The sequence below is a fragment of the Lysobacter sp. HDW10 genome (assembly GCF_011300685.1).
GTDB lineage: Bacteria > Pseudomonadota > Gammaproteobacteria > Xanthomonadales > Xanthomonadaceae > Solilutibacter.
The window spans coordinates 712,614-735,616 of record NZ_CP049864.1 but is presented as its reverse complement, the minus strand read 5'-3'; the positions used below and the strand labels follow the sequence as shown (position 1 = coordinate 735,616).

At 58.1% G+C, this 23,003-nt stretch carries 17 protein-coding genes and 2 pseudogenes; 9 read left to right on the top strand and 10 right to left on the bottom strand.

The genetic code is table 11. From position 1 onward, the window contains the following. The first annotated feature begins 49 nt into the window (after positions 1-49). On the top strand, positions 50-709 hold the full coding sequence (locus G7069_RS03535) for a hypothetical protein (protein ID WP_205758747.1): 660 nt from the start codon (positions 50-52) through the stop codon (positions 707-709). Here the strand turns inward: G7069_RS03535 and G7069_RS03530 are convergent. Next, positions 696-1,424, bottom strand: a complete 729-nt coding sequence (locus tag G7069_RS03530; RefSeq protein WP_240912622.1) for an FAD-binding oxidoreductase — start codon at positions 1,422-1,424, stop codon at positions 696-698. The two genes, G7069_RS03535 and G7069_RS03530, sit on opposite strands and share 14 nt — an antisense overlap. Before the next feature lie 115 nt (positions 1,425-1,539). On the opposite strand from G7069_RS03530, the gene G7069_RS03525 reads away from it, so the two are divergent. The 5 genes from G7069_RS03525 to G7069_RS03505 all read left to right on the top strand — a co-directional run bounded on the left by G7069_RS03525 (position 1,540) and on the right by G7069_RS03505 (position 11,682). Next, entirely contained in the window at positions 1,540-2,493 is a 954-nt protein-coding gene (locus tag G7069_RS03525) for an ABC transporter ATP-binding protein (RefSeq protein ID WP_166294333.1), read from the top strand. Continuing rightward, positions 2,490-3,260: an ABC transporter permease gene (locus G7069_RS03520; RefSeq protein ID WP_166294331.1), complete on the top strand. Its 771-nt coding sequence runs from the start codon at positions 2,490-2,492 to the stop codon at positions 3,258-3,260. Before G7069_RS03525 ends, G7069_RS03520 begins: the two co-directional genes overlap by 4 nt. A 43-nt stretch (positions 3,261-3,303) precedes the next feature. Then, on the top strand, positions 3,304-5,097 hold the full coding sequence (locus G7069_RS03515; protein ID WP_240912621.1) for an autotransporter assembly complex family protein: 1,794 nt from the start codon (positions 3,304-3,306) through the stop codon (positions 5,095-5,097). Continuing rightward, the gene (locus G7069_RS03510; RefSeq protein WP_166294329.1) at positions 5,097-9,002 is read left to right on the top strand and encodes a translocation/assembly module TamB domain-containing protein; all 3,906 of its coding nucleotides are present in this window, start codon (positions 5,097-5,099) and stop codon (positions 9,000-9,002) included. The genes G7069_RS03515 and G7069_RS03510 overlap by 1 nt, the downstream gene beginning before the upstream one ends. Before the next feature lie 61 nt (positions 9,003-9,063). Then, positions 9,064-11,682 carry a serine/threonine-protein kinase gene (locus tag G7069_RS03505; protein WP_166294326.1) on the top strand — a complete coding sequence of 873 codons (2,619 nt, stop codon included), beginning with the start codon at positions 9,064-9,066 and terminating at the stop codon, positions 11,680-11,682. Positions 11,683-11,687: 5 nt separating this feature from the next. Here the strand turns inward: G7069_RS03505 and mnmG are convergent, their stop codons facing one another. The 7 genes and pseudogenes from mnmG to bioB all read right to left on the bottom strand — a co-directional run. Then, a complete protein-coding gene (gene mnmG / locus G7069_RS03500; protein WP_166294324.1) occupies positions 11,688-13,583 on the bottom strand; it encodes a tRNA uridine-5-carboxymethylaminomethyl(34) synthesis enzyme MnmG in 1,896 nt (631 codons plus the stop codon). A gap of 359 nt (positions 13,584-13,942) precedes the next feature. Beyond that, complete coding sequence (locus G7069_RS03495) at positions 13,943-14,521, bottom strand: hypothetical protein (RefSeq protein WP_166294321.1); 579 nt, start codon at positions 14,519-14,521, stop codon at positions 13,943-13,945. Positions 14,522-14,639: 118 nt separating this feature from the next. After that, the gene (locus tag G7069_RS03490) at positions 14,640-15,551 is read right to left on the bottom strand and encodes a methyltransferase domain-containing protein (RefSeq protein ID WP_166294319.1); all 912 of its coding nucleotides are present in this window, start codon (positions 15,549-15,551) and stop codon (positions 14,640-14,642) included. Next, positions 15,548-16,321: a pimeloyl-ACP methyl ester esterase BioH gene (bioH, locus tag G7069_RS03485; RefSeq protein WP_166294317.1), complete on the bottom strand. Its 774-nt coding sequence runs from the start codon at positions 16,319-16,321 to the stop codon at positions 15,548-15,550. The genes G7069_RS03490 and bioH overlap by 4 nt, the downstream gene beginning before the upstream one ends. A 3-nt stretch (positions 16,322-16,324) precedes the next feature. Further along, positions 16,325-17,302 carry a multidrug resistance efflux transporter family protein gene (locus G7069_RS03480; protein WP_166294315.1) on the bottom strand — a complete coding sequence of 326 codons (978 nt, stop codon included), beginning with the start codon at positions 17,300-17,302 and terminating at the stop codon, positions 16,325-16,327. After that, complete coding sequence (gene bioF / locus G7069_RS03475; RefSeq protein ID WP_166294313.1) at positions 17,299-18,495, bottom strand: 8-amino-7-oxononanoate synthase; 1,197 nt, start codon at positions 18,493-18,495, stop codon at positions 17,299-17,301. Before bioF ends, G7069_RS03480 begins: the two co-directional genes overlap by 4 nt. 77 nt (positions 18,496-18,572) lie before the next feature. Then, positions 18,573-19,538: pseudogene (bioB, locus tag G7069_RS03470) on the bottom strand (biotin synthase BioB); the annotation flags it as partial. A 49-nt stretch (positions 19,539-19,587) separates the two neighbouring features. On the opposite strand from bioB, the pseudogene G7069_RS10755 reads away from it, so the two are divergent. Continuing rightward, positions 19,588-19,740, top strand: a pseudogene (locus G7069_RS10755) (hypothetical protein); the annotation flags it as partial. Between the two features lie 81 nt (positions 19,741-19,821). Further along, a complete protein-coding gene (locus G7069_RS03465) occupies positions 19,822-20,325 on the top strand; it encodes a ComF family protein (RefSeq protein ID WP_240912686.1) in 504 nt (167 codons plus the stop codon). 4 nt (positions 20,326-20,329) lie between these two features. Here the strand turns inward: G7069_RS03465 and ubiA are convergent, their stop codons facing one another. Together ubiA and G7069_RS03455 are read right to left on the bottom strand one after the other, a co-directional pair. After that, positions 20,330-21,253, bottom strand: a complete 924-nt coding sequence (ubiA, locus tag G7069_RS03460; RefSeq protein WP_166294307.1) for a 4-hydroxybenzoate octaprenyltransferase — start codon at positions 21,251-21,253, stop codon at positions 20,330-20,332. A gap of 35 nt (positions 21,254-21,288) precedes the next feature. Next, on the bottom strand, positions 21,289-21,978 hold the full coding sequence (locus G7069_RS03455) for an N-acetylmuramoyl-L-alanine amidase (protein ID WP_240912620.1): 690 nt from the start codon (positions 21,976-21,978) through the stop codon (positions 21,289-21,291). Between the two features lie 279 nt (positions 21,979-22,257). Here G7069_RS03455 and G7069_RS03450 point away from each other — a divergent pair, with 279 nt between their 5' ends. Further along, entirely contained in the window at positions 22,258-22,992 is a 735-nt protein-coding gene (locus G7069_RS03450; protein WP_166294303.1) for a SapC family protein, read from the top strand. Positions 22,993-23,003 lie beyond the last annotated feature (11 nt).

Here is a 23,003-nt window from a genome sequence, read left to right as displayed (position 1 = left end):
GGTGCTCCCCCCATCGCTGGAAGTTCGAAGGATGATGTTAAAGCGCTCCATGTTGGCACTGTCTGTGGCCGCTATTGTTTTGCTGGGTTGCAAGAAGAAAGAAGATACGCAGAGCACGCCGGCACCGGCGGCTGAAGCAACGGCACCTGCCACGACAGCGGAGGCGCCCGTCGCAGCACCCGTTGCCGCGAGCCCCACTGCCGCCGCCGCACACTTTGACCTTAAAGCGTTTCCGATTTCAGACAAGCCATTGGGCGAATGGCCCTATCTGCAAATGCCCGCGGGCTACCACTTGGATGGCAACGACAGCATTGCAGCGGGGACCAAAGATTTGGCACGCGTGCCCGTTTGGACCGGCCAATCGCTGCTGTGGGTCGAAGGCAAAACTTTCGAATCCGATATTCGCACCGATGAAGGCAAGACCTTCTCGAAGTTCGAGCTCTACAAAGGCATCGAAAACGCGATTACCGCATTAGGCGGTCAGCGTGTTGTCGACAAGCCCTTCGACGAAAAAACCGCCGAAACGAACGAGGCGGCGATGAAGTCCTTCTTGAAAGAGTTCGGCAAGATCGATGACGCCTATCGCTATTACAACGACGCCAGTACTTTCCTGATTCGTCGTGCAGACAAAGCGATCTGGGTTGTGACTTCGGTAGATGAAAATGGCAATGCGGCCGTGATGGTGGCCGAGGGCCCTATTTCAGGCTGATGTACTTTTCGCGGCGGATGTCTTTCATTGGAAGGGCATCCGTCTTTAACGCTTCAACCACGGCATCGACCATCACCGGATTGCCGCAGATATACGCGATATCCTCGCCCGGCACCGGTTTCAGCGCAGGCAAAACATTTTGCACATAGCCGTGTTGCGCGATGGCCAATGTCGCGCGGTTGTCCGACGCGTCGAAGCCTTCGCGCGAGAACGCAATGCGATATTCAAACTGGTCCGGGAAGCGACGCGCAGTGTCGCTGAACTCTTCCGCAAACAACAAGTCATCCGGGGTGCGCACACCGTGCACCACCACAACTTTGACGCCGCGTGCGCGCATACGTTCTTCGAGCTCCGGCAACATGGAGCGGTAGCTCGCGATCCCGGTCCCGGTTGCGATCATCAAATAGCGCGAATTGGTATCGCCGGCTTTCAAGGTGAACAAACCAAGGGGCCCACTGGCGTTCAAACTGTCGCCGATATTCATGCCTTGGAACAACGCGGTCGCGGCGCCCCCAGGAATACAACTGGCGACAAACTCCACCGCTTCACCGCAGGTCATCACGTGGTCGTGGCGTGTGGCGCAGGAATAGCTGCGTCGCGCATTACTGCCATCGGCCAGCGGGAAGTGAATCTGGATGAACTGACCGGGCGTGTAGTCCAGTGCCTTGCCGTCGTCGCGCACGAAGCGCAGGTGCATCACTGCAGGCGCTGCCATGGCACGATCGACCAATCGAATAGGAAAGAAATCCACCACAGATAAGCGGGCGCAGGGCCTTGGGAAGCGGGAACACCGAATATAATAAAGGGTTCGTGTCATCGGCCCCGTTCAAATGAACTCAGCGACATCCGCAACACGCGTACCTGCACTGGAAATTCACAACCTGCGTAAGACCTACGACAACGGTGTCGAAGCCCTGAAAGGGATCGACCTGATCGTGCAGCCCGGTGATTTCTATGCGCTGCTGGGCCCGAACGGCGCCGGCAAGTCCACCACGATTGGCATCATCAGTTCGTTGGTGAACAAAACATCCGGCAGCGTGAACATTTTCGGCGTCGACTTGGAGGCCCACCGCAGTCAAGCGATGCGCCTACTCGGACTGGTACCGCAAGAACTCAACTTCAATATGTTTGAGAAGCCGCGTGACATCTTGGTCAACTACGCGGGTTTCTACGGGATTCCCAGAGCCGAAGCTCTGGTCCGCGCAGAGAAACAACTGGACGCTGCGCAGCTGTCGAACAAAGCCGACATGATGAGCCGGACGCTGTCTGGCGGCATGAAGCGACGCTTGATGATTGCGCGCGCGATGATGACCGAACCAAAGCTGTTGATCCTTGATGAACCTTCTGCCGGTGTGGATATCGAAATTCGACGCGGCATGTGGCAAACCTTGCGTGAGATCAATGCGCAGGGCACCACCATCATTCTGACCACGCACTATTTGGAAGAAGCGGAGAGCTTGTGCCGAAACCTTGCGATCATCAACCACGGTCGTATCGTTGCCGAAGGCCCCATGCGCAACATGCTGGCGCAACTCGATGTTGAAGGCTTTGTGCTTGATATCGACGGGCAATTACCTGCGCAGCTGCCGCATGTGCAAGACGTCGTCATGATTGCCACCGACCACCACACATTGGAAGTGGATATGCCCCGCAACAAGGATTTGAACAGTGTGTTTACCGCACTCGATTCCGCCGGCATTCGTGTGCGCTCGATGCGCACCAAATCGAATCGACTGGAAGAGTTGTTTGTTCGCCTCACGACGGCGTCGGAGGCACAGGCATGAGTCACCCGAATGTCATTGCCTTGTCCACAATCGCGCGCCGTGAAGTTGCCCGCATCTTGCGCATTTGGAGTCAGACTCTGGTGCCGCCCGCGATCACCATGACCTTGTACTTCCTGATCTTTGGCGGCTTGATTGGCCGTCAGATCGGCAAGATGGACGGCGTGAACTATATGGCCTTCATCGTTCCAGGCCTGGTCATGATGAGCGTGATTCAGAACAGCTACGGCAACATCAGCTCCAGCTTCTTTGGCGCGAAGTTCGGCCGCCATATTGAAGAACTGCAAGTGAGCCCGATGCCGAATTGGGTCATCTTGGGGGGCTATGTCGCAGGCGCCCTGTTGCGCGGACTGATGGTCGGCGCGATTGTCATGTGCATCGCCTTGCTGTTCACGCGCTTGAGCGTGCCGCATCCGTTCATCACCTTGGCCTCAGTGTTCTTGGGCGCGGTGATCTTCTCTCTGGCGGGTTTCATCAATGCCATCTTCGCCAAGAAGTTTGATGACGTCGCCATCGTGCCCACCTTCATCCTCACACCGCTGACCTATCTCGGTGGCGTGTTCTATTCGGTGAAATTGCTGCCGGACTGGGCGCAAACACTGACGCATCTGAACCCGATCTTCTACATGGTCAATGCCTTCCGCTACGGTTTGCTCGGCGTCAGCGACGTACCCCTGTGGACTTCGTTCGGCCTGATGGGCTTGTTTGTGCTGGTGCTGGGTGCCTTTGCTTTGTGGTTGATGAAGCGCGGCACGGGGATGCGCAGCTAAGCGCGTCAAGAAAAAGCGAGGAAGTGTTCAAGGTCGAATGGTTATGCTTTCGACCATGCGCGCCAGCTTCCTCAAGTCCACCCTTCTGCTCCTTGTACTCGTGGCCGCGCCTGTGTGGGCGGCACAAATTTCGCGCATCGAGGTGCACGGGCTGGATGACGAGATGACGGCAAACGTGCGCGAGGTGCTGTCGCTCGAAGACGCGCGTGACAAAGACATCTCCGATCGACGCCTCGATTACCTTCTGGCTGTGGCCGAAGCGGAAACGCGAGAGGCGTTGGAGCCCTTCGGCTACTACAACCCCACGATCAAGATCAGCACCTCGGGCGCGCGCGACGCACTGGCGATCGTGATCGAAGTTGATAAAGGCGCCCCTGTCAAAGTGCGCGACGTTCGCTTGGCGATCACCGGTGACGGCGATGACGACCGTTACTTGCGCGAAGAGCTCGACAACTTCGTGCCGCGCAAAGGCGATGTCTTGGACCACACGCTGTATGAGGGCAGCAAGGCCTTCATCACACGACGCCTTGCAGAGCGGGGCTATTTCGATGCTGCGTTCGAAGCGCACACGGTTGAAGTGACGCGCGCGCAGAACGCAGCGGATATCGACCTGCGTTGGAACAGCGGCGATCGCTACAACATGGGGAAGGTGCAATTTGAGCAAACACCCAACGAGATCATCTATCCGCGCCTGCTCGAAGAGCTGATTTATTGGAATCAAGGTGAGTACTACCACCAAGGTCGTATTGATCGGCTGCGCCGTTCTTTGAGCTCGCTCGATTACTTCAGCACGATCGATATCGAACCGCATCCGGATCAAGCCGTCGAGAATCGCGAGGTGCCGATCACGGTGAAGCTGACGCCCGCCAAGCGCAGTGTGTATACGCTCGGCGTGAGCTACGGCACCTTGGATGGTCCCGGCTTCAATGCCGGTGTGGAGCGGCGCTATCTCAATAGGCGGGGTCATAAAGCCGCAGCGTATCTCGATTACGGCAAACGGCGTAAGACGGCGACGCTGCAATACAGAATTCCCGCATTCAAATGGCGGGATGGTTGGTACACCATCGGCACGCAGTATTCAGACGAGCAAACCGACTACATCGACTCGCGCCGCGTGGAAGCGGTGTTCAGCCGTAGCGGGGAAATCACCCGCACGCTTACCGCGACCGCGTCGCTTCACTTCTTGCGCGAACGCTGGAGCTACACCTTGTTGGACCCGAGCAATCCGAACAAGGTCTACGAATACGCCAGTTTGTTCTATCCGCAGCTGCGCGCGGATTACGTCAACGTAGACGACCGTTTGTACCCGCGCCGCGGCTGGGGACTGAGTGTCACCGCGCGCGGTGGGAGTGTGCGCGGGCAGGGAACCTTCGGCCAGCTGCAAGCGCGCGGCCAATGGTTCAAAGGCATCGGGCTCAGCAATCGTTTGATCGTGCGCGGCGAATTGGGCCAAAGTTTTCATGCCGATACAGCGGTCATTCCGCCATCGTTACGCTTCTACGCAGGCGGTGATCGCAGCATTCGCGGCTACAACTGGCGTGAAGTGGGGCCGCGCATCATTGATGCCGCAGGTAAGAAACGTTACGCGCTGGGCGCAGACAATTTGGTCACCAGTAGCGTGGAGTTCGAGCACTACTTCAGACCGCAATGGGGCGTCGCCGCATTCGTGGATTCGGGCAGCGCGTTCAATGGCAAGCATCCGGATTGGCGTACAGGTGTGGGTATCGGTGTGCGCTGGCGTTCGCCCGTGGGTCCTGTGCGCATTGATATCGCCCGTGGCTTGGACAGCCCGGATTCCGCATTTACATTGCACTTCAATATTGGCGCGGAGTTGTAATGGCGAAGAAGCCGCTGCTGCCACCGCTGCCTGACGATGCCACGAATGCGCAACGTGAAGCACGCATTGCAGAACTGCGCGCATTGCGGCGCGCACGCAACATTAAGGTGGCAAGGCGCAGCGGATTCGGCACACTCGCACTGATCGTGTTGTTTGCCGCTTTGCTGTGGTGGTTGTTGAGCACCTTGGGCGGTCGCGATTTTCTTTTGAATCGCATCCAATGGTTGCTGCCCGCGGGCACAACGTTCACATGGCAATCGGCGGAAGGGCCCGTCGCCGGCCCGATGACCTTGCATGGTGTGCGTGTGGTCTATCGCGGTTGCCCGGATGTTGAAGGCAAACCCGTCAAGTATCCGAACTGCTCGCAGCCTGAGATCACCACCTTCACTGCCGAGACGATCGTGATCGATCCGGCCATCCAACCGCTGCTTGGAAAGCGTTTGCGCTTGGATGCGATGCAAGTGCGTCGCGCGACATTAGATGTGCCGCGCTCGAATAAGCCGTTTGAACTGCCGCGTTGGCCAGAGTCATTGCCCGCCATCAAACCACCGCTGTCGATTCGCGCAGACACGATCGAGATCGATGGTTTCAAGATCAGTCGTGCAGGTGCGCCCTTGATCGACATCTCGCGTGTGCGCGGTGGCTTGGATGCGCAGGAAGATGCGTTCATGCTGACGCATGTGCAGGTGGACAGTGATCGCGGCGTGTTCAAGGCGCATGGCCACTACACGCCGCGCAACAATTACCGCACCGACTTCACCGCGAGCGCATTGCTGCCCGCACCTTTGGGCAGTACGTGTCCCGCGATCGGACTGCGCGCGATAGGCACGCTCGACAAATTGGACGTGGCGGTGTCGGGCAACGCGCCGGGTCGTACGCGTGCACTGCTGACGTTGAGTGGGGGTCAATCCAACCCCACATGGCAGCTGTCTGCAAACTCTGAAGGTTTGGATCCGGATTTGCTGCAAGGTCTCGCCAGCACCTCTGAGCCCATCACCTTCAATCTATCTGCACGCGGTGCGGGGGGGCACGCCAACATTGATGCGGCCTTGCAGCGCGGCGATTTCAAATTGGTGGTGCAGCCTTCAAAAGTCGTGCTGGAAGAGCAACGCCTGACCTTTGCACCTTTGGTTGTGGATGTTTTAGGGGGTCGAATTACGGCCACTGGCAGTGGTGATTTCAAAGGCGATACACGCGGTCGCGTTGAGTTCGCATTGAACGCACGCGGTCTTGCATACGGCGATGGCGACAATCGAATCGGTGCAAGTGCCGATCTCGGCATCGCGGGCACCTTGGATGCTTGGTCCGCGATCGGTACCGCCGTCCTCATGCGTGGCAAGCAACGCGCCGACGTCAAACTCGACGGGGCAGGTGATCGAAAGGCTTTGCACTTCAAGGCACTCAATGTCGTGATGCCGGAAGGGCGTTTGGATGCAACCGGCTACTTGGCATTCAATCCGGCACTGAAGTGGGATGTGACCGCCAAGTTGGCGAGCTTCGACCCGGGCTACTTTCTTCCGGCGTGGCACGGCGCGATTCGCGGCGACCTGAAAACCCAGGGTGGGCGCAATGCGCGGGGTGGCATGGACATCGCGCTTGATGCAACGCATCTCGGTGGGCAACTACGCGATCGCGCGTTGACCGGTCGCGGCAACGTGGCGCTCACGCTGCCGGCCACTGCGAAAGACGTGTGGACTGCGAGCGGCGACGTCGACCTTCGCTTAGGACACAGCAATGTGATCGCGCGCGGTCGCATCGCGCAGAACATTGACGTCGATGCAAAGTTTTTGCCATTCAATTTGAATGATGCCCTGCCTGATGCCAAAGGCACGGTGGTGGGTCAGCTCACACTTCGCGGGCCGCGCAACGCACCGAATATTGCGGCAGATCTTTCAGGGCAATCGCTTGCGTGGAAGACCCATCGCGCTGAGCACCTGAAAGTCGCCGGACGATTGCCCTGGGCGGGCGGCACCACAGGTGATTTGCGCATCAATGCGCGTGGCCTGAAAGCAGGCGTGGCACTCGACGAAGTCAATGCACACGCACAGGGTGCGATGGAGAACTTACGTCTTGAAGGCGATGCACGCGGTCCGCAAGGCGCCTTGAAATTTGCCGGCACGGCACTCAAGCGTGGCGAGAACTGGCAGGGGACTTTGAGTCGTCTCGATCTTTCACCTGCCAAAGGCGCGGCATGGCAACTGCAATCTGCGGCCACATATGCGCAATCCGGTCGCAGTTGGCGCATTACACCGAGTTGTTTCACGTCGACGCAAGGTGGTCGCCTGTGTGTCAACGCGGATTGGCCGAATCGCGGTGTGCACGTCGAAGGGCGCGGCATCACGACCGCCTTGCTCATGCCCTACATCCCGACGCGAGAAGACGGCAGCCGTTGGGATGTGCATGGCGAGTTCGCCGTGTTGGCCGATGTGCGACCCGTCGGGAATAGCTTCCGCGGCACGGCACATATCAGCGCACCGCAAGCCGGCATCACGCTCGATTTGAAGAACCGCAAGACGGCCTTCAACTTCAATGCGCTGGACATCAATGGCAGCTTCGACGCCAACCGTTGGCAAGCACGCTTAAGTGCGGGCTTCAACGGTGAAGGCAAACTCGCCGCGGATGTCACCGCGGGCTACGACATGAACGCTGCCTTGTCGGGCTTCGTCGACGTCGATACACGCGATCTCACTTTGATGGAGTTGCTGTCACCTGACATCGTTGACCCTACGGGCCATCTCAGCGGACGCATTCAACTCGGCGGTCGCATGGGCGCGCCTGCATTGGGCGGCAATGCGCAGTTGACAGAGTTCCGCGCAGAACTCCCCGCGCTCGGTATCGTATTGCGCGAAGGCCAAGTGCGCATGACTGCGCAAGCAGACGGCAATGCGCGCATCAGTGGCAGCATCAAAAGCGGCGATGGCATTCTCAATGTCGATGGCACCCTCGGTTGGCGCGGACAAGACACGCCGCTACAACTCAATGTCCGCGGTAAAAATATTCTGGTCTCGGACACACGCGACCTCTATGCCGTCGTCGACCCGGACGTACTCGTAAAATTCATCGCCGGCCGCCCCTTAACGGTGACAGGTACAGTCAATGTGCCGGATGGGCGGATTGAGCTTGAGCGCTTGTCGAATGGCAAGACACGCTCGAGCGATGTTGTTGTGTTGGATCCGGTCGATCCCGAGGCGACTGCGAGCACCGCGCTCGACATGAATTTGCTCTTGGTGTTGGGCGACAACGTCAATCTAAAAGGCTTCGGACTCACCGGCACCTTGGGTGGCCAACTGCGTGTGCGCATGCAGCCTGGGGTGGAAACCTTGGCGACAGGTCAATTGAATGTCGCGGGTCGCTATCGCGCCTATGGGCAAAACCTGAAGATCACGCGCGGTCGATTGGTTTGGACGAATGATCCGGTCGCCAATCCCTTGCTGGATGTGCGCGCGGAACGCGAGATCGGCGATGTGACGGCGGGTATTCAAGTTACCGGTCGCGCGAACAAGCCCCAAGCCGTGGTGTGGAGCGATCCTGCGACCAGTCAGTCCGACGCACTGGCTTATCTCACCTTGGGCCGACCGTTGTCTGGATTGGATACCGACGAAGAGCGCCAAGTCAGCGCTGCTTCTGCAGCACTGACTGCAGGCGGCAGCTTACTGGCCTCACAGTTGGGCAGTCGCTTGGGTCTGGATGATGCGGGCGTGCTGCATTCACGTGCCTTGGGCGGCAGTGTCTTGGGTTTCGGCAAATACGTGTCACCCAAGCTCTACGTCAGCTATGGCGTGTCTTTGTTGGGCACCGGCCAAGTGTTGATGCTGCGCTATCTCATTGCGCGCGGCTTCGACATCGAGATCGAAACCAGTAGTAGAGAAAGTCGTGGTTCTTTGAACTGGCGCAAAGAAAAATGATGCTTGCCGAACAGACGCCCTGAGGTGCACACTCGAATCTGAGTTTGAGGGAGATGGCTGTTTGCAAAACGGCACCGGGGAAACGCCGCCGTCCGAGCAGGGTCGAGGTGAATTTACGCGACGTCGGCGCGTCGCGACGCTTTTTGAAGTCCTGAACGACCTTCCGGAAACCATTCGCGAAAACGCGTTGGATCGTGAGTGCGCGGATGAACCCGAAATTCGCGCCGAGCTGCGCGACATGTTGGGCCTGACCGAGCGTGCGGCAAACAATCCCACACAATTTGGTCCGTGGCGTGTTGTCGACGTGCTTGGCCACGGCGGCATGGGTGCGGTGTATCGCGTCGAGCGCGACGCCGGTGACTACGTGCAAGTGGCGGCACTCAAACGCATTCGCGTGGGCTTGGACACGCAAGCTTCCCGCCAACGCTTTCTGCGTGAACGACAAATCCTGGCGCGCCTCCGCCACGAAAATATTGCGAGCTTGGTTGACGGTGGACTCGAAGGCGATACGCCTTGGTTCGCAATGGAATTGGTCATCGGGCAACGGATCGATCATTGGTGTGATGCAAGAAAAATAGACGTGCGCAAGCGCGTGATTCTATTTCTTCAAGTATTGGAAGCGGTAGCGGAAGCACATCGCGCGCTGATCATTCACCGCGATGTCAAACCCGGCAATGTCTTGGTTGAAGACAATGGTCACGTCAAACTTCTCGACTTCGGTGTTGCCAAGCTGATCGAAGACGAAGCCGAGCACACCAAAACACATGACCGTGTGTTCACGCCTGAGTTTGCGTCGCCAGAACAATTGAACAACGAAGCGGTCGGTACCGCCTCGGATATCTATCAATTGGGCATGTTGTTGTATGACTTGCTTGCCGGACGCAATGCCTATGGCGTCACGACGGGCACGAGTCTGCTGACACAACTGACTGCGCTCGAACAGAATCCGCAACGATTGCCGCGCGCAGTAGAAATGGGCGGCGAGGATGTCGCGCGTGCGCGCGGTACCAGTGTCGGTCACTTGATCGCAGAAGTGACAGGTGACTTGAATGCCATCGTGACCCACGCGATTTCACGCAATCCGCGCGATCGCTATCACTCAGCAGACGCCTTTGCGGACGACTTGCGCGCATGGCTGGATGGTCGCCCGGTGAAAGTGCGCGAGCCGACGTTGATGTATCGCGCTTCGCGCTTTGTCAAACGCAATCGTTGGGGTGTTGCCGGCGGTGCCTTGCTCGTCGTGGCCATTGCCACCGGCGTTGCGGCCACCTTGTGGCAAGCCAAGCAAGCACGCGAAGCACAAGCAATTGCCGAAGCCGCTCGCGATGCTGCCCGTAGCAATGAGCAAATCACCGCCGCGGTGGAAGAAGCCTTCCAACAGATGCTGACCCACGCGCTGATGAATGATGGCGGCAACGGCATCACCGTCAGGCAAATGATTGATCAAAGCCTGGCGCGCTTGCGTCCGGATAGCAAAGATCCCTTGGATTCCAAACTGATCTTGCTTTTGGACATGGCGGAATCCTTCATGGCCACGAGCCAAACGGAAGACGCTGAGCGCATCGTCAAGCAAGTCGAGCCCGTCATTGATCGCTTGAGCGCTGAGCAACCGCGTCTCGGCATCAAGCGCGATGGGATTCGCGCGCGAATTCTTGCGGACAGGAAGGACAAGCGCGCTTTAGCCTATTTTGCACGTATCCGCCATCGCGTTGATGGACTTGAGCGGCCGTTGGAAGAAGGTCTGTTTGAGGACTACCGACAAATTGCCAACTACGAAATCTTGGTATTGAACAAGTTCGGCATGTTGAAAGAGGGCGCGCAACGCGCGCGTGAGTTGTTCGAACGTACGCGCGATCGATACGGCGTGGATAACCCGCGAACACTGGAAGTTGCACGTACTTATACCTATGGCTTGATGCGGGTAAACGAAAACGGCGAAGCCGAGAAAATTCGCGCCTATTCCAAAGACTACGTCGCTAAGCACAAGATGCAGAACACCGCGCTCGAAATGACCGTGCAGAATCAACTTGCCGGGTTGTTGAAGTACGACGCCAAGCGTCAGCACGAAAGTGAGGCGGCATTCATTCGTTCTTTGGAAATCGCGAGCGTGCCGCGTTTCGATCCGCTCGGCACCAACCGTGTGAACATTCGTTTTGCCTTGGCCGACTTGTACGAGATGCAAGGCAGGCATGCCGAGTACGACACACAAATGTCAGCCGTGAAGGCTGCCATTCCCAAGCTTTACGAAGACCAGGCCATCAATTGGCGCGATTGGTATCTCCGTATGGCGAGACACGCGTGGTTGTTGGGCGATGTCGAGCAATCGCGTCGCTATGCGCAACAAGGTTTGGACCATGCCTTGCAAGTGGATACCTTCGACCTCGCACTGAATGAAGCGGGGCTGCGTTTGGCGCTGGCGCGCGGTTTGGCCAAGACAGCGCCTGCGACGGCACGCGCACAAGTCGCCGACGCTTTAGCCTTAGTGAAGCCGTATCCCTACATGTTCGATGCGGCCACGTTCTATGGCTATGTCACGGAAGCGTTGGCGCTGGCGGGCGATGCGGACGGCGCACGCGCCATGGCACAGAAGGCCGCGCAAGGCATCACGGCTGACCGTTATTTAGGCGCGTGGCGCACGCAACAAGTCAGAGCGCAAATTGCACTAGCAAGCGTCAATTAATTCAGTCAGGCTGCGTGCGCGCGCCGCACGCGCGTCAGGTGAACCAACAGCAATGAAATCGCTGCGGGTGTCATACCCGGGATCCGCTGTGCTTGGCCCACGGATTCGGGGCGCACCTTTTCCAGCTTCTGCAAAACTTCCGACGACAGGCCGCGTACCTCGGTGTAATCGAAGCCTTCTGGAATCAGCGTGCTGTTGTTGCGTTCCGCGCGCGCGATGTCTTCGCGTTGGCGGTCCAGGTAGCCTGCGTACTTCGTTTCGATCTCAACTTGTTCCGCTGCAATGGGGTCTGCCAAACCAGGGCCGAACTCCGCCACTTGCATCAAAGCGGTGTAACGGATTTCGGGGCGACGCAATAAGTCGCGTGCACTCGTTTCCCGACTCACATCCAAATCCAAATCGCGTTTCAAAGCCATACCGAGTGGATTGTTCGGCGCTGCCCACAGGCCTTTGAGTCGCTGCGACTCGCGCTCGACGGCTTCACGTTTTTCAGAGAACGCCGTCCAACGCGCGTCATCCACCAAACCCATTTCGCGGCCTACGGGGGTGAGACGCGCATCTGCATTGTCTTCGCGCAACTGCAAGCGATATTCCGCACGGCTTGTGAACATGCGATAGGGCTCAAGGGTGCCTTGCGTGATCAGGTCGTCCACCATCACGCCCAAGTACGCTTCGTCCCTGCGTGGGCTCCACGCTTCCTTGTCTTGAACGCTACGTGCCGCATTCAAGCCCGCCAACAAACCTTGTGCGGCGGCTTCTTCATAGCCTGTGGTGCCATTGATTTGCCCGGCAAAGTACAAGCCGTGGACTGCCTTCGTTTCCAGCGATGTTTTCAAACCGCGCGGGTCGAAGTAGTCGTACTCAATGGCGTAGCCGGGACGCGTGATGTGCGCTTGCTCAAAGCCGCCTATGCTGCGCACCAATTCAAGCTGCACATCGAAAGGCAACGAAGTGCTGATGCCATTCGGATAAATTTCCGCCACATCCAAGCCCTCGGGCTCGACAAAAATTTGATGCGACGCCTTCTCGGCGAAACGCACAACTTTGTCTTCGATGCTTGGGCAGTAACGCGGACCGATGCCTTCAATCTGACCCGAGTACAAAGGCGAACGATGTAACGCGTTGCGAATGATCTCGTGTGTCTGTTCGGTGGTTTGCGTAATCCAGCACGACACTTGCGGTGGATGATCGGCGCGCGAGCCCATGAATGAAAACACAGGCCGCGGTGTATCACCTGCTTGTTCTTGCATGACGCTGTAGTCGAGCGTTCGACCATCAATGCGCGGCGGCGTGCCGGTCTTCAAGCGGTCGACCATAAACGCACCTTCGCGCAAGCGTGCGGCCAGTGCGCTCGACGGCGGGTCGCCCATTCGACCTGCAGCGTATTGCGTTTCACCAATATGGATTTTCCCGGCGAGGAATGTCCCTGCGGTCAGTACGATCGCGGGTGCTTCAAAACGCAAACCTGTTTGCGTGATAGCAGCACGCACACGGTTGTCGACAATTTCGATGTCATCGACGGCGGCTTGAAACACAGTGAGATTGGGAGAAGATTCAACCGCCGCGCGAATGAATTGGCGATAGCGCGAACGATCTGCCTGGCAGCGCGTTGCGCGTACCGCCGGCCCTTTCGATGCATTGAGTGTGCGCCATTGAATACCTGCTGCGTCCGCAGCGCGCGCCATGATGCCACCAAGTGCATCAATCTCTTTGACCAAATGTCCTTTGCCGATGCCACCGATGGCAGGATTGCAACTCATCGCACCGACAGTCTCGATGTTATGGGTCAACAACAACGTGCGCGCACCTGCACGTGCAGCGGCTAACGCAGCTTCAGTGCCGCTATGACCACCACCGATGACGATGACTTCAAAGTTGTAAAACGCGTGAGAAGTGCGCATGCAAACATTGCCTAGAAAAATTCTGAAACGCACACCGTGCAGTTGTTCTACTGTTGGCACGCTTCATGCTGATTATCCCATGCACCCTAAACGACAGCGCTTAACGGCGAATACCGAACTTGGAACAGGGGTCGGTGACGTGCGGGAAGGGGAAGCAGAGGGCCAAGTGTCGGGGGACGCTTGGCCCTCATTTTTTTTGAGGTGCTGGCTCCGGTTTTGACGGAACAGGGGGGATCCGGAGACCAAAACCGGAAACCAGCATAGAGATTGACCCTGCAGGTCAGAAATCGACGCTGGAGGTCACGAGAGAAGGATGAACTTTTTTAGTGCCCTGTGCAAGCGGTCACAAACGCGCTATTTCAAGGCTCATTTCCGCGCAATTCGCGACCTTTATGTGACTCACGTCGCGCTTCCGAGCGGTCTGCTGCCGAACCGGCAGACTCTGCTCTCGGTCTGAAAACAGGTGGCGGGACCGGTCCGACGATAGGTGGCTGCGATGACACGCCGCCATTCGGAAATGATGGGTTGGGTGCGGGCCGACTGGGATAGCTTGGCGTCGGATAGCTGGGTGTAGGATGCGGCAGTGGCTGCACACGCGGGGGACCGGAATAGCCACCGTAGCCATAGGGATACCCGTACGACGGATAACCGCCACCGTAACCATAAGGCGGGTTTGCGTAGCCGCCACCATAGCCGTACGGATAATTCGAATAGCCGCCACGGCTAATAAGAATGGCCGTGCCATCTGGGTAGATGCGATAGACGTTTCCCGCGCGGTCTTCAACAATGCGCGTCCGTGTTTCCGGATAGTCCTGTTGCCCGCGGTATGCGCCGTACGCACCGCCGACATGGCCTGTTGTTCTGTAGCCGTCGTCATACGTGACGCAGCCGGACAACGCCAACGTTGAAGCGGCGGCAAGTGCGAGAGTTGATTTCATGGCTTCACCCCTGATGGAACGCGTTTACACCTCAAGAATGGGGTGCATATCCCGGCAATACCAGTCTTCAATGTGAAAGCCAGGCCAAGCGTTCATGAAGCGCTCGGCCAAACAGGCCTTAGCGTTTGCGCCGGATTGGGATCTGATGGACGGGCACCGCGGCAATCTCGCCCAGCGCGTCTCGCCTCGGCGTGCCGGGTTCTGGCGCCCAAGCTTGGGCATAAATGGCTTCCCAGCGCACGGGCAATTGACCGTCTTGCGTACGCACATGATGCGCATCGGCACGCTGGAAACGCGCTTTACCGCTCAGGCTGTGACGGCGCGCGTGCATCGCATTGGTTGCCCCGATTGCCCTTAAAGCCAGCATGACGCCACGTAAATCCGGTTGATATTCAAACAGCACGTCGCGATCGAGTACGGGTTCTGCAAAACCTGCTGCCACCAATGCATCGCCAAAAGGCGCGATTGCCGTGAAAGGACTTACATGCGGCACGTCATCGGCGGACGCAAACGCTTCACGCAACTCAGCCAATGTTTGTTCGCCGAATGTCGAGATCAACAACATGCCTTTCGGCGCGAGGACGCGACGGAACTCTGCAAATGCCGCAGGTAGATCTTCAATCCACTGCAAAGCAAGATTGCTGAATAACAAATCGATACTGCCGTCGGCAAATGGCAGGTTGCGCAAATCCGCACATATGCGCTCGACGGGTCGCCGGCGCAGCCAAGCACCCTTCGTGTTGGCTTCTGCGGCCTTCAGCATCTGCAGTGCGGCATCGACGGCAATGATGTCTGCTTTCGGCGCCCAATCGCGCAATGCGTGCGCGGCAGTGGCGGGGCCGCACCCCACATCGAGAATGCGATTCGGTCGTGCATCCTGGCCGTGGCGGAGACCGTAATGTTCGATCGACTCCATCAGTCTGGATTCAATCTCTCGTTGCAACGCGGAATGTCCGGCATAACGTGCGGCGGCACCACCGAAATTCTTACGCACACGCGAACGATCAAAAATGTCTGGCGGTGTGTTCATTGCACCTTGGCCATCAATGCAGCGGTGACTGCATCGGCATGCGTCAGAAAGGGCGCATGCCCTGCGTGCTCAATGACGTGCACTTCGGCACGTGCACACAACGCAGCCGCAGACTGCATCGCTCGCGGGTCCACCAAGCGATCACGGCGACCGGCAATCCAAGTGCTTGGCATGGGAAGTGTCGACAACGTTTGACGCAAATCGCATTCTTTCAGCAGGTCCAATCCACGCGCCAACACAGCCGGGTTGGGTGCACCACGCGCCAACACTTGATCACGAAGCGTTCGCAGTTCTTCGCGGGCATGGTCGGAACCGAAGGCTTCCAACGCAATGAAGCGATCCAATGTGGCATGCCAATCCGTGCGCAGACCGTGCGCAAAATCCGTGAAGATCTCCGGCGACACGCCATAAGGCCAGTCGGCCGCTTTCACGAAGCACGGACTGGCACACAGCATCACCAGACGCTGCATGGCGCACCTGGTTTGCGCGGCATGTAGAGCGATCAAGCCACCCAAAGACCAGCCACACCAAACAGCGGATGTCGGCACGACATGACTGATCGCGTCTGCGCATGCGGCTAACGACAAGGGCACGTCCGTGTCGCGATTCAAGCCATGGCCCGGCAAGTCGACGCAATGCACGCGATAGTGCGGCGTCAACCGATCGATCCACGTGGCGAAAATGCCGCCATGCATCGCCCAACCGTGCAGCAAGACCAGATCTGTGTGCGCCGTTGCGCTTTCAAATGTTTCAACAACTAGTGGACGCATGGCTTACGGCCCATTGGCTTCAGTCGCATCACGCGATGCGAGTACGGCCATCATGACAATGCCGCCGACGACACAGGCGCCGCCTGCGATCGCCAACGGTGCAGGCAGGGCGTCATTCAAGAACATCGCACCTATGACCGCGGCAAACACAAGTTCTGCCGCCTGCATCGCTTCTGCAGCGGCCAAGGCAACAGGTTGTTTACGCACGCGGCCCGTGGCCGCAAAAAAGAGCACGGTGGCAATGACGCCGGAAGACAAAGCCACACCCGCCGCCAACGCAATCTGGTGCCAGCCTGGCCAGCCGGATTGCAGATAAGCGAAGAGCGCCACCGCCAACCAAATCGGCGTGCTGACCAAGGTCATGCCAAAGGTGCGCTGCACAGCATTCAATGATTCGCCCGTGCGTTCCAAATGAAGCAACAACAAACGATTGCCAAGTGGATAGAGCACCGCAGAGATCAAGACACACAGCAAAGCGATCCAACCCGCGCGGTCTAGCGTTCCGTTGGCATGACTCCATTGCATCATCAACACGCCGAGCAGAATGACGCAGGCGACGCCTAATGCGGTCGCCGGGACTTTTGCGCGTGCATCCGTGTAAATAAACGGTGCGCACAACATGCCAGCCACAACCGTAAATTGAAAACTGCCGGCAATGAGCCAAGCAGGGCCGCTGTCCGAAGCGAACGCGAGCAATAAGTAGAACGCCACGAAGCCAATGGTGGTGAACTTCAACCATTTCAGCGGATGCGAATGAATCGCCGTCAAGACAGGCCGCATCGCGTTATTGCCACGCATCAAGGGCAACAGCATAGGCAGCGTCAACAAATACCGAAGGCTCGCAATCCAAGCCCAATGGCCGGCATCTTGCGCCGCGACGCGATTGAACACGTAGGTGAATGTAAAGAAGAATGCCGAAGCCAACGCGACCGCGACCGCGATCAGCGCATTGCGCCGTAGCGCGCGTTGCGAAGTGTTCATTCCGCTCGGTAGCCGGTGCCCACGGCGTCTCGCGACCAGCGCAAGGCGGCAATCAAACTGTCGATATCCGCGTCGGAATGCAATGCGCTCAACGTGACACGCAAGCGCGCACTGTTTTCAGGAACGGTGGGCGGGCGAATTGCGCTGACCCAAATGCCTTGTGCTTCAAGCGCGGCAGACATCGCCAGTGCAATCTCATCGCTGCCGCAAGGAATGCTTTGAATCGCCGAGTCGGAACCGGGCAGTTCAAATCCGGCGCCCAACAAGCCTTGTCGCAAGCGCGCAAGATTTGCAAAAACACGCTCACGACGCCACGACTCACGGCGTGCAAGTTGCAGTGCCACGCGCGACGCGGCAGCCGACGCTGGCGCGCTGGCCGTCGTGTAAATGTAGGGACGTGCGTTTTGCTTCAGATGTTCGATGTGCGCTTGATCGCCGAGCACCAATGCACCTTCACCGCCAAGCGCTTTGCCCAAGGTGACCACTTGTAAGGGCACTTCATTCAATCCCAAACCCGCAGCAGCGACAGTACCGCGGCCATCGGTACCGAGAATGCCCACGCCATGTGCGTCGTCGACGACAAAGGTGGCGTGTTGAACGCGTGCGATCAATGCGAGTGCGCGCACAGGCGCAACATCGCCTTCCATGCTGAACACACCATCCGTCACCACCATCGCCGCGCCTTCGGGATTGCCGCGCAATTGGCGCAAAGCACCTTCGGCATCCACGTGTGGATAGCGACGCAACGAGGCGCCTGCCAATCGGGCCGCGTCAATCAAACTTGCGTGGTTCAAACGATCTTGAATGGACACATCGCCTTCGCCCAAGAAGGCTTGCGCCACGGCCAAATTGGCTTGATAGCCGCTGGAGAACAGAAGTGCTGAGGGATACCCCAACCACTCGGCGACTTCACGTTCCAACGCGTCGTGTTCACTGAAGTGGCCGCACACCAAATGGGATGCGCCAGACCCTGTGCCCAAGCGCGCGGCTGCGTCTTGAAAAGCACTGCTGACGGTGAAATGTTGTGCGAGGCCGAGATAGTCATTGCTGCAGAAACACAGCAGTGACTCGCCATCGACTTCATAGCGCATACCATCGCGTTTGCTCACGACACGTCGACGACGTGCGCGCTGCTTTTCTTCGCGCGCCTTTTTGGTGAGCGAGATGCGTTCTGTCAGACTTGGGCGACTCATGCGCGGGCCTCGTCAGCCTCCATGATGTCGGCATGAACGGTGGTGCTGCAGCTATTTTCTGCGGCAGCATCGTAGGGCATGGGTCGAAGACCGAGACGTTCAAACAAACGTTCATCGGCGCGGGTGTCGGGGTTGCCCGTCGTCAACAATTTCTCGCCATGGAAGATCGAGTTCGCGCCGGCGATGAAGCACAACGCTTGCATCTCGTCATTCATCGTTTCGCGACCTGCCGACAGGCGCACCATCGATGCCGGCATCATGATGCGCGCCACAGCAACAGTGCGCACAAACTCAAACGGATCGAGTGCGGTTGTCTTGGCATCGGCCAAAGGCGTACCGGCCACCTGTACCAAACGATTGATCGGCACTGAATCCGGATGCGTCGGCAAGTTGGCCAAGGCTTGCAACAAACCTGCGCGCTGCGTGCGCGACTCGCCCATGCCGACAATGCCGCCACTGCAGGTTTTCAAACCTGCGTCACGCACGTGACTCAGTGTGTCGAGTCGATCCTGATACTCACGCGTGGTGATGATGTCGCCATAAAAATCGGGCGCGGTATCCAAGTTGTGGTTGTAGTAATCGAGGCCAGCCGAACGCAAGGCGACAGCTTGGGTATCCGACAACATGCCCAACGTGGCGCAGGTTTCGAGACCCAGCGCTTTGACTTCACGAATCATGTCCGCAACTTTCGGGATATCACGGTCTTTGGGTGAACGCCAAGCAGCGCCCATGCAAAAGCGCGTTGCGCCCGCATCTTTGGCTTGGCGGGCTTTAGCCAACACTTCTTCGGTCGGCATCAGTTTGGTGGCTTCAACACCGGTGTGGTACCGCGCGGCCTGCGGGCAATAGCCGCAGTCTTCCGGGCAGCCGCCGGTCTTCACAGACAGCAATGTACTGACCTGCACTTCAGACGGATCGAAATGCTGGGCGTGCACGGTTTGCGCACGCGACATCAACACGGGGAACGGCAGCTCGAACAGCGCCTCTACCTCTTGGCGGGACCAGTCGTGGCGGATGGCGGGACGAAGACTGACAACAGACATGAACAAAATCCGATGAGAAAGACACTCACAATCTGCCAGTCTGAAAAGCATGTTCACGACTGTCAACCTAAAAGCACTAAAAAACACACAAAAGGCCCTACGCATAGGGCTGGACTTCTTGGCAGACGCCCTTTGGCCCCGCTGCTGTCATCTATGCGATGCGCCAGGCGCCATGCAGTTAGACCTTTGCGCAGGGTGTGCGGGCGGGTTGCCTTGGATGCCCGCCGCCTGTCCGCGCTGTGCCCGACCCATCGACAATACGCTAGCGCCGTGCATCTGTGATTTGCTGCCTTCCAGCTTGGATGGCGTGTATGCGGCCTTCTTGTACGAAGCGCCCATCGACCACTGGGTGCCACGCTTGAAATTTCATGGAAATCTGGCGCTTGGCGGGCTTTTGGCTGAGCTCATGGCAGAAGGCCTCGGCGATATCGACCTCCCGGATGCGCTCGTCGCGATCCCCTTGCACAGGCCCCGGCTGCGCGAGCGCGGGTACAACCAGGCGCTCGAATTGGCGAGGCCATTGGCCTCGCGCATGGGGGTGCGACTGATTCGAGATGCGCTGCGGCGTATCAAGCGAACCCGCGCGCAATCAGAGCTGGGCATGGAGGCACGGACCGCCAACCTAACCGATGCGTTTGAAGTGTCACCGCGGTGCAGGCTCCCGCGGCATGTGGCCTTGGTGGATGACGTCATGACCACGGGCGCAACCTTGCAAGAAGCGGCATGGACTTTGAAAGATGCGGGCGTCGAGCGGGTGGACGCCTGGGTATGCGCCCGTGTGCCCTAAGGTGTCAGCCTTGTGCGGTCATCGCAAAATGGGTGGCGATGCCTGCGAAGATCGTCAGCCCAACCCAGTTGTTATGCAGGAAGGCCTTGAAGCACGCCGCACGCGCACGCGACTTCGCGTGATTGAATTCCCACGCAACCAACACTGCAGCAAGGGTGAGGCCGGCGTAATAGTACGCACCCAAAGCTTCGCGCACGCCGACCAATATCAAGCTTGCGAACATCACCGAATACAACACCGCTTGGGCAATCAGATCCGCATCGCCAAACAAGATTGCGGTGGACTTCGAGCCCATCCGCACGTCGTCGTCTCGATCCACCATGGCGTACCACGTGTCATACGCCGTCGCCCACACGATGTTGGCGATGTACAAGAGCCACGCCACCGGCGGAACGTGACCTTGAATTGCGGCAAAGGCCATCGGAATGCCCCAACCAAAGGCCATACCCAAATACACCTGCGGAAAATAGGTATAGCGCTTCAGGTAGGGATAGCTCGCCGCCAAAATAGCGCCGACACCACTCATATAAATAGTGAGGCGGTTCTGCGTCAGCACCAACAGAAATGCGACCAACATCAGGCCGACGAAGAGCAGCAACGCCTCTTTCGCCGAGACTTCGCCGGTCGCCAAGGGCCGATCTTTGGTGCGCGCGACATGTGGGTCGAGCCAGCGATCCGCGTAATCATTGATGACGCATCCCGCAGCGCGTGTCAGCCATACCCCTAAGGTGAAAACGATCAAGGGCAGCCACGCCGGCACGCCTTTCGACGCCAACCAAAGGCCCCACCATGTGGGCCACAGCAGCAGTAACCAACCAATAGGTTTGTCTGCACGCATCAGCCGGATATAAGCACCGAACTTGAGCTTGAAGCGCTCGCGCTGCGGTCGATTCTCTTCGAGCCAGTCGGGTGGCAAAGGGGTGGTCATGTGAAAAGTGTACGCAGGTTGTCGATGCCGATCGATCAGCGCGCTTGCATCACCAGTGCGTGAAGGATGGCGAGGTCTTCGGGCTCCAATACGGGCGCCAAAGTTTCGCCATCATCACGCGCGCGAAAGTGGATCCGGAACGCGCGCAAGGCGGCCGCGGGTGACCGAATGTCATACCCCACAGCCTGCAACGCCAACCATCCGTCAAAATCAGGGGGCGCGGGCTCCGAACCTTGTGGCCACCGTCCATACCCGGCCTCAAACAGGCGATGCCAGGGAAACAACGGACCCGGATCAACGCGCCGCACCGGCGCGAGATCCGCATGTGCGATGACTTGGCTGGGCGGAATCCGATACCGCGTGGTGAGCGTCTTCAACAAGGCCAGCAGTGATTGAAACTGTGCTTCCGCGTAGGGTTCGCTGCCGTCGTTATCGAGTTCAATGCCGAGGGAGACGTCGTTCAAATCCCGAATTTGACCCCAGCGCCCACCGCCTGCATGCCATGCGCGGTCCTGGTCTGCGACCAACTGGTAGGTGTGACCATCGCGACCTATTAAATAGTGTGCGCTCACAGGGGACGTCGATTGTGCATTGCACAAAGTGCGGAGGCTTTCCTCGACAGAATGTTGCGCCGTGTGGTGCAAGACGATGAGCTGCGGGTTGCGTTGATCGAAATTCGGAGACGGCACCCAAGTGGCAGACGCGGTGTGCGGCGGTGTGCTCACGCAAGCGCTCACGGCGCAAAGGACACACAACAACAAGAGACTTTTCAAAGTCTTAGTCAAGACCATCGCGCCGGCAGTGATTTCCGCTCAGTGTAAATGGACGCGTCGCCGCAACCGCATTCAGTTTCAACATACGTAAAGGTATGCGAGGAGCACCCCAAAAACTGGGATAGCGGTCTCATCTAAGACCTGCAATGATTGTGAGCGCAAGGATCCGGACACACACAGCAACGGGTCACTTGCCGAATTGCCGCTCAGCGGTTTTAACAGGGGAACAGGGTGAAGCAACTACTCATTTATGAGTCGCCGTTCGTATTGAACCGCGAACAACACAAGCGCGTGCGCGTAAAAGCAGGCGATCTCGGTTACGCGTTTGCACGCGATCTGAATTCAGCACCGATTACGGCGGTCGAGTTCGCGCCGGCCTCGCGTGATTATCCGATTGTCTTTGCCGGCGAGGGTGACAACGTCACCATGCCCGCCGTGCTGACTGGACTCACAAGCGACAGCAACCTCTATGTGGAAGCCGACGGTCAATGGGCAGAGGGGCATTACATTCCCGCGTTCTTCCGCCGCTATCCCTTTGTGACTGGTGAAAAAGGCGAAGGCGCGGATGACTTCAATGTCTGCATTGATGCGCCCGCACTCACAGAAGAGGACACCGGAATTCGCTTGTTTGAAGACTCAGGTGAAAACAGCACCTTGCTGGAACACGCTGTCACCTTCCTCGCCGACTACCAACGCGAAGTCGAACGTACGCAAGCACTGATGAAACAAATTGTGCAAAGCGGCTTGCTCGAGGCAAAGACCGTTCGCGTCGAACGCGAAGGCGGCGAATCACAAACGATCAGCGGATTTTCGGTGGTCGATGAAGAACGTTTGCAAAAGCTCAATGGGAAGGCCTTGGCGCAACTCGCCAAGACCGGGGCGCTGGGCTTCATCTATGTACACCTGTTATCGCTTGCCAATGTGCAGCGACTCGCAATGCGTGCAGATGTCATTCGCGCGCGATAAACGCGCGCAAC

Bases quoted from the DNA above. Each gene is read 5' to 3' on its own strand.
- G7069_RS03510 (WP_166294329.1), top strand. From the start codon at position 5,097: ATGGCGAAGAAGCCGCTGCTGCCACCGCTGCCTGACGATGCCACGAAT.
- ubiA (WP_166294307.1), bottom strand. From the start codon at position 21,253: ATGACCACCCCTTTGCCACCCGACTGGCTCGAAGAGAATCGACCGCAG.
- G7069_RS03490 (WP_166294319.1), bottom strand. From the start codon at position 15,551: ATGAACACACCGCCAGACATTTTTGATCGTTCGCGTGTGCGTAAGAAT.
- G7069_RS03495 (WP_166294321.1), bottom strand. From the start codon at position 14,521: ATGAAATCAACTCTCGCACTTGCCGCCGCTTCAACGTTGGCGTTGTCC.
- bioH (WP_166294317.1), bottom strand. From the start codon at position 16,321: ATGCGTCCACTAGTTGTTGAAACATTTGAAAGCGCAACGGCGCACACA.
- G7069_RS03535 (WP_205758747.1), top strand. From the start codon at position 50: ATGTTGGCACTGTCTGTGGCCGCTATTGTTTTGCTGGGTTGCAAGAAG.
- G7069_RS03530 (WP_240912622.1), bottom strand. From the start codon at position 1,424: ATGGCAGCGCCTGCAGTGATGCACCTGCGCTTCGTGCGCGACGACGGC.
- G7069_RS03480 (WP_166294315.1), bottom strand. From the start codon at position 17,302: ATGAACACTTCGCAACGCGCGCTACGGCGCAATGCGCTGATCGCGGTC.
- G7069_RS03525 (WP_166294333.1), top strand. From the start codon at position 1,540: ATGAACTCAGCGACATCCGCAACACGCGTACCTGCACTGGAAATTCAC.
- bioF (WP_166294313.1), bottom strand. From the start codon at position 18,495: ATGAGTCGCCCAAGTCTGACAGAACGCATCTCGCTCACCAAAAAGGCG.
- mnmG (WP_166294324.1), bottom strand. From the start codon at position 13,583: ATGCGCACTTCTCACGCGTTTTACAACTTTGAAGTCATCGTCATCGGT.
- G7069_RS03520 (WP_166294331.1), top strand. From the start codon at position 2,490: ATGAGTCACCCGAATGTCATTGCCTTGTCCACAATCGCGCGCCGTGAA.
- G7069_RS03515 (WP_240912621.1), top strand. From the start codon at position 3,304: ATGCTTTCGACCATGCGCGCCAGCTTCCTCAAGTCCACCCTTCTGCTC.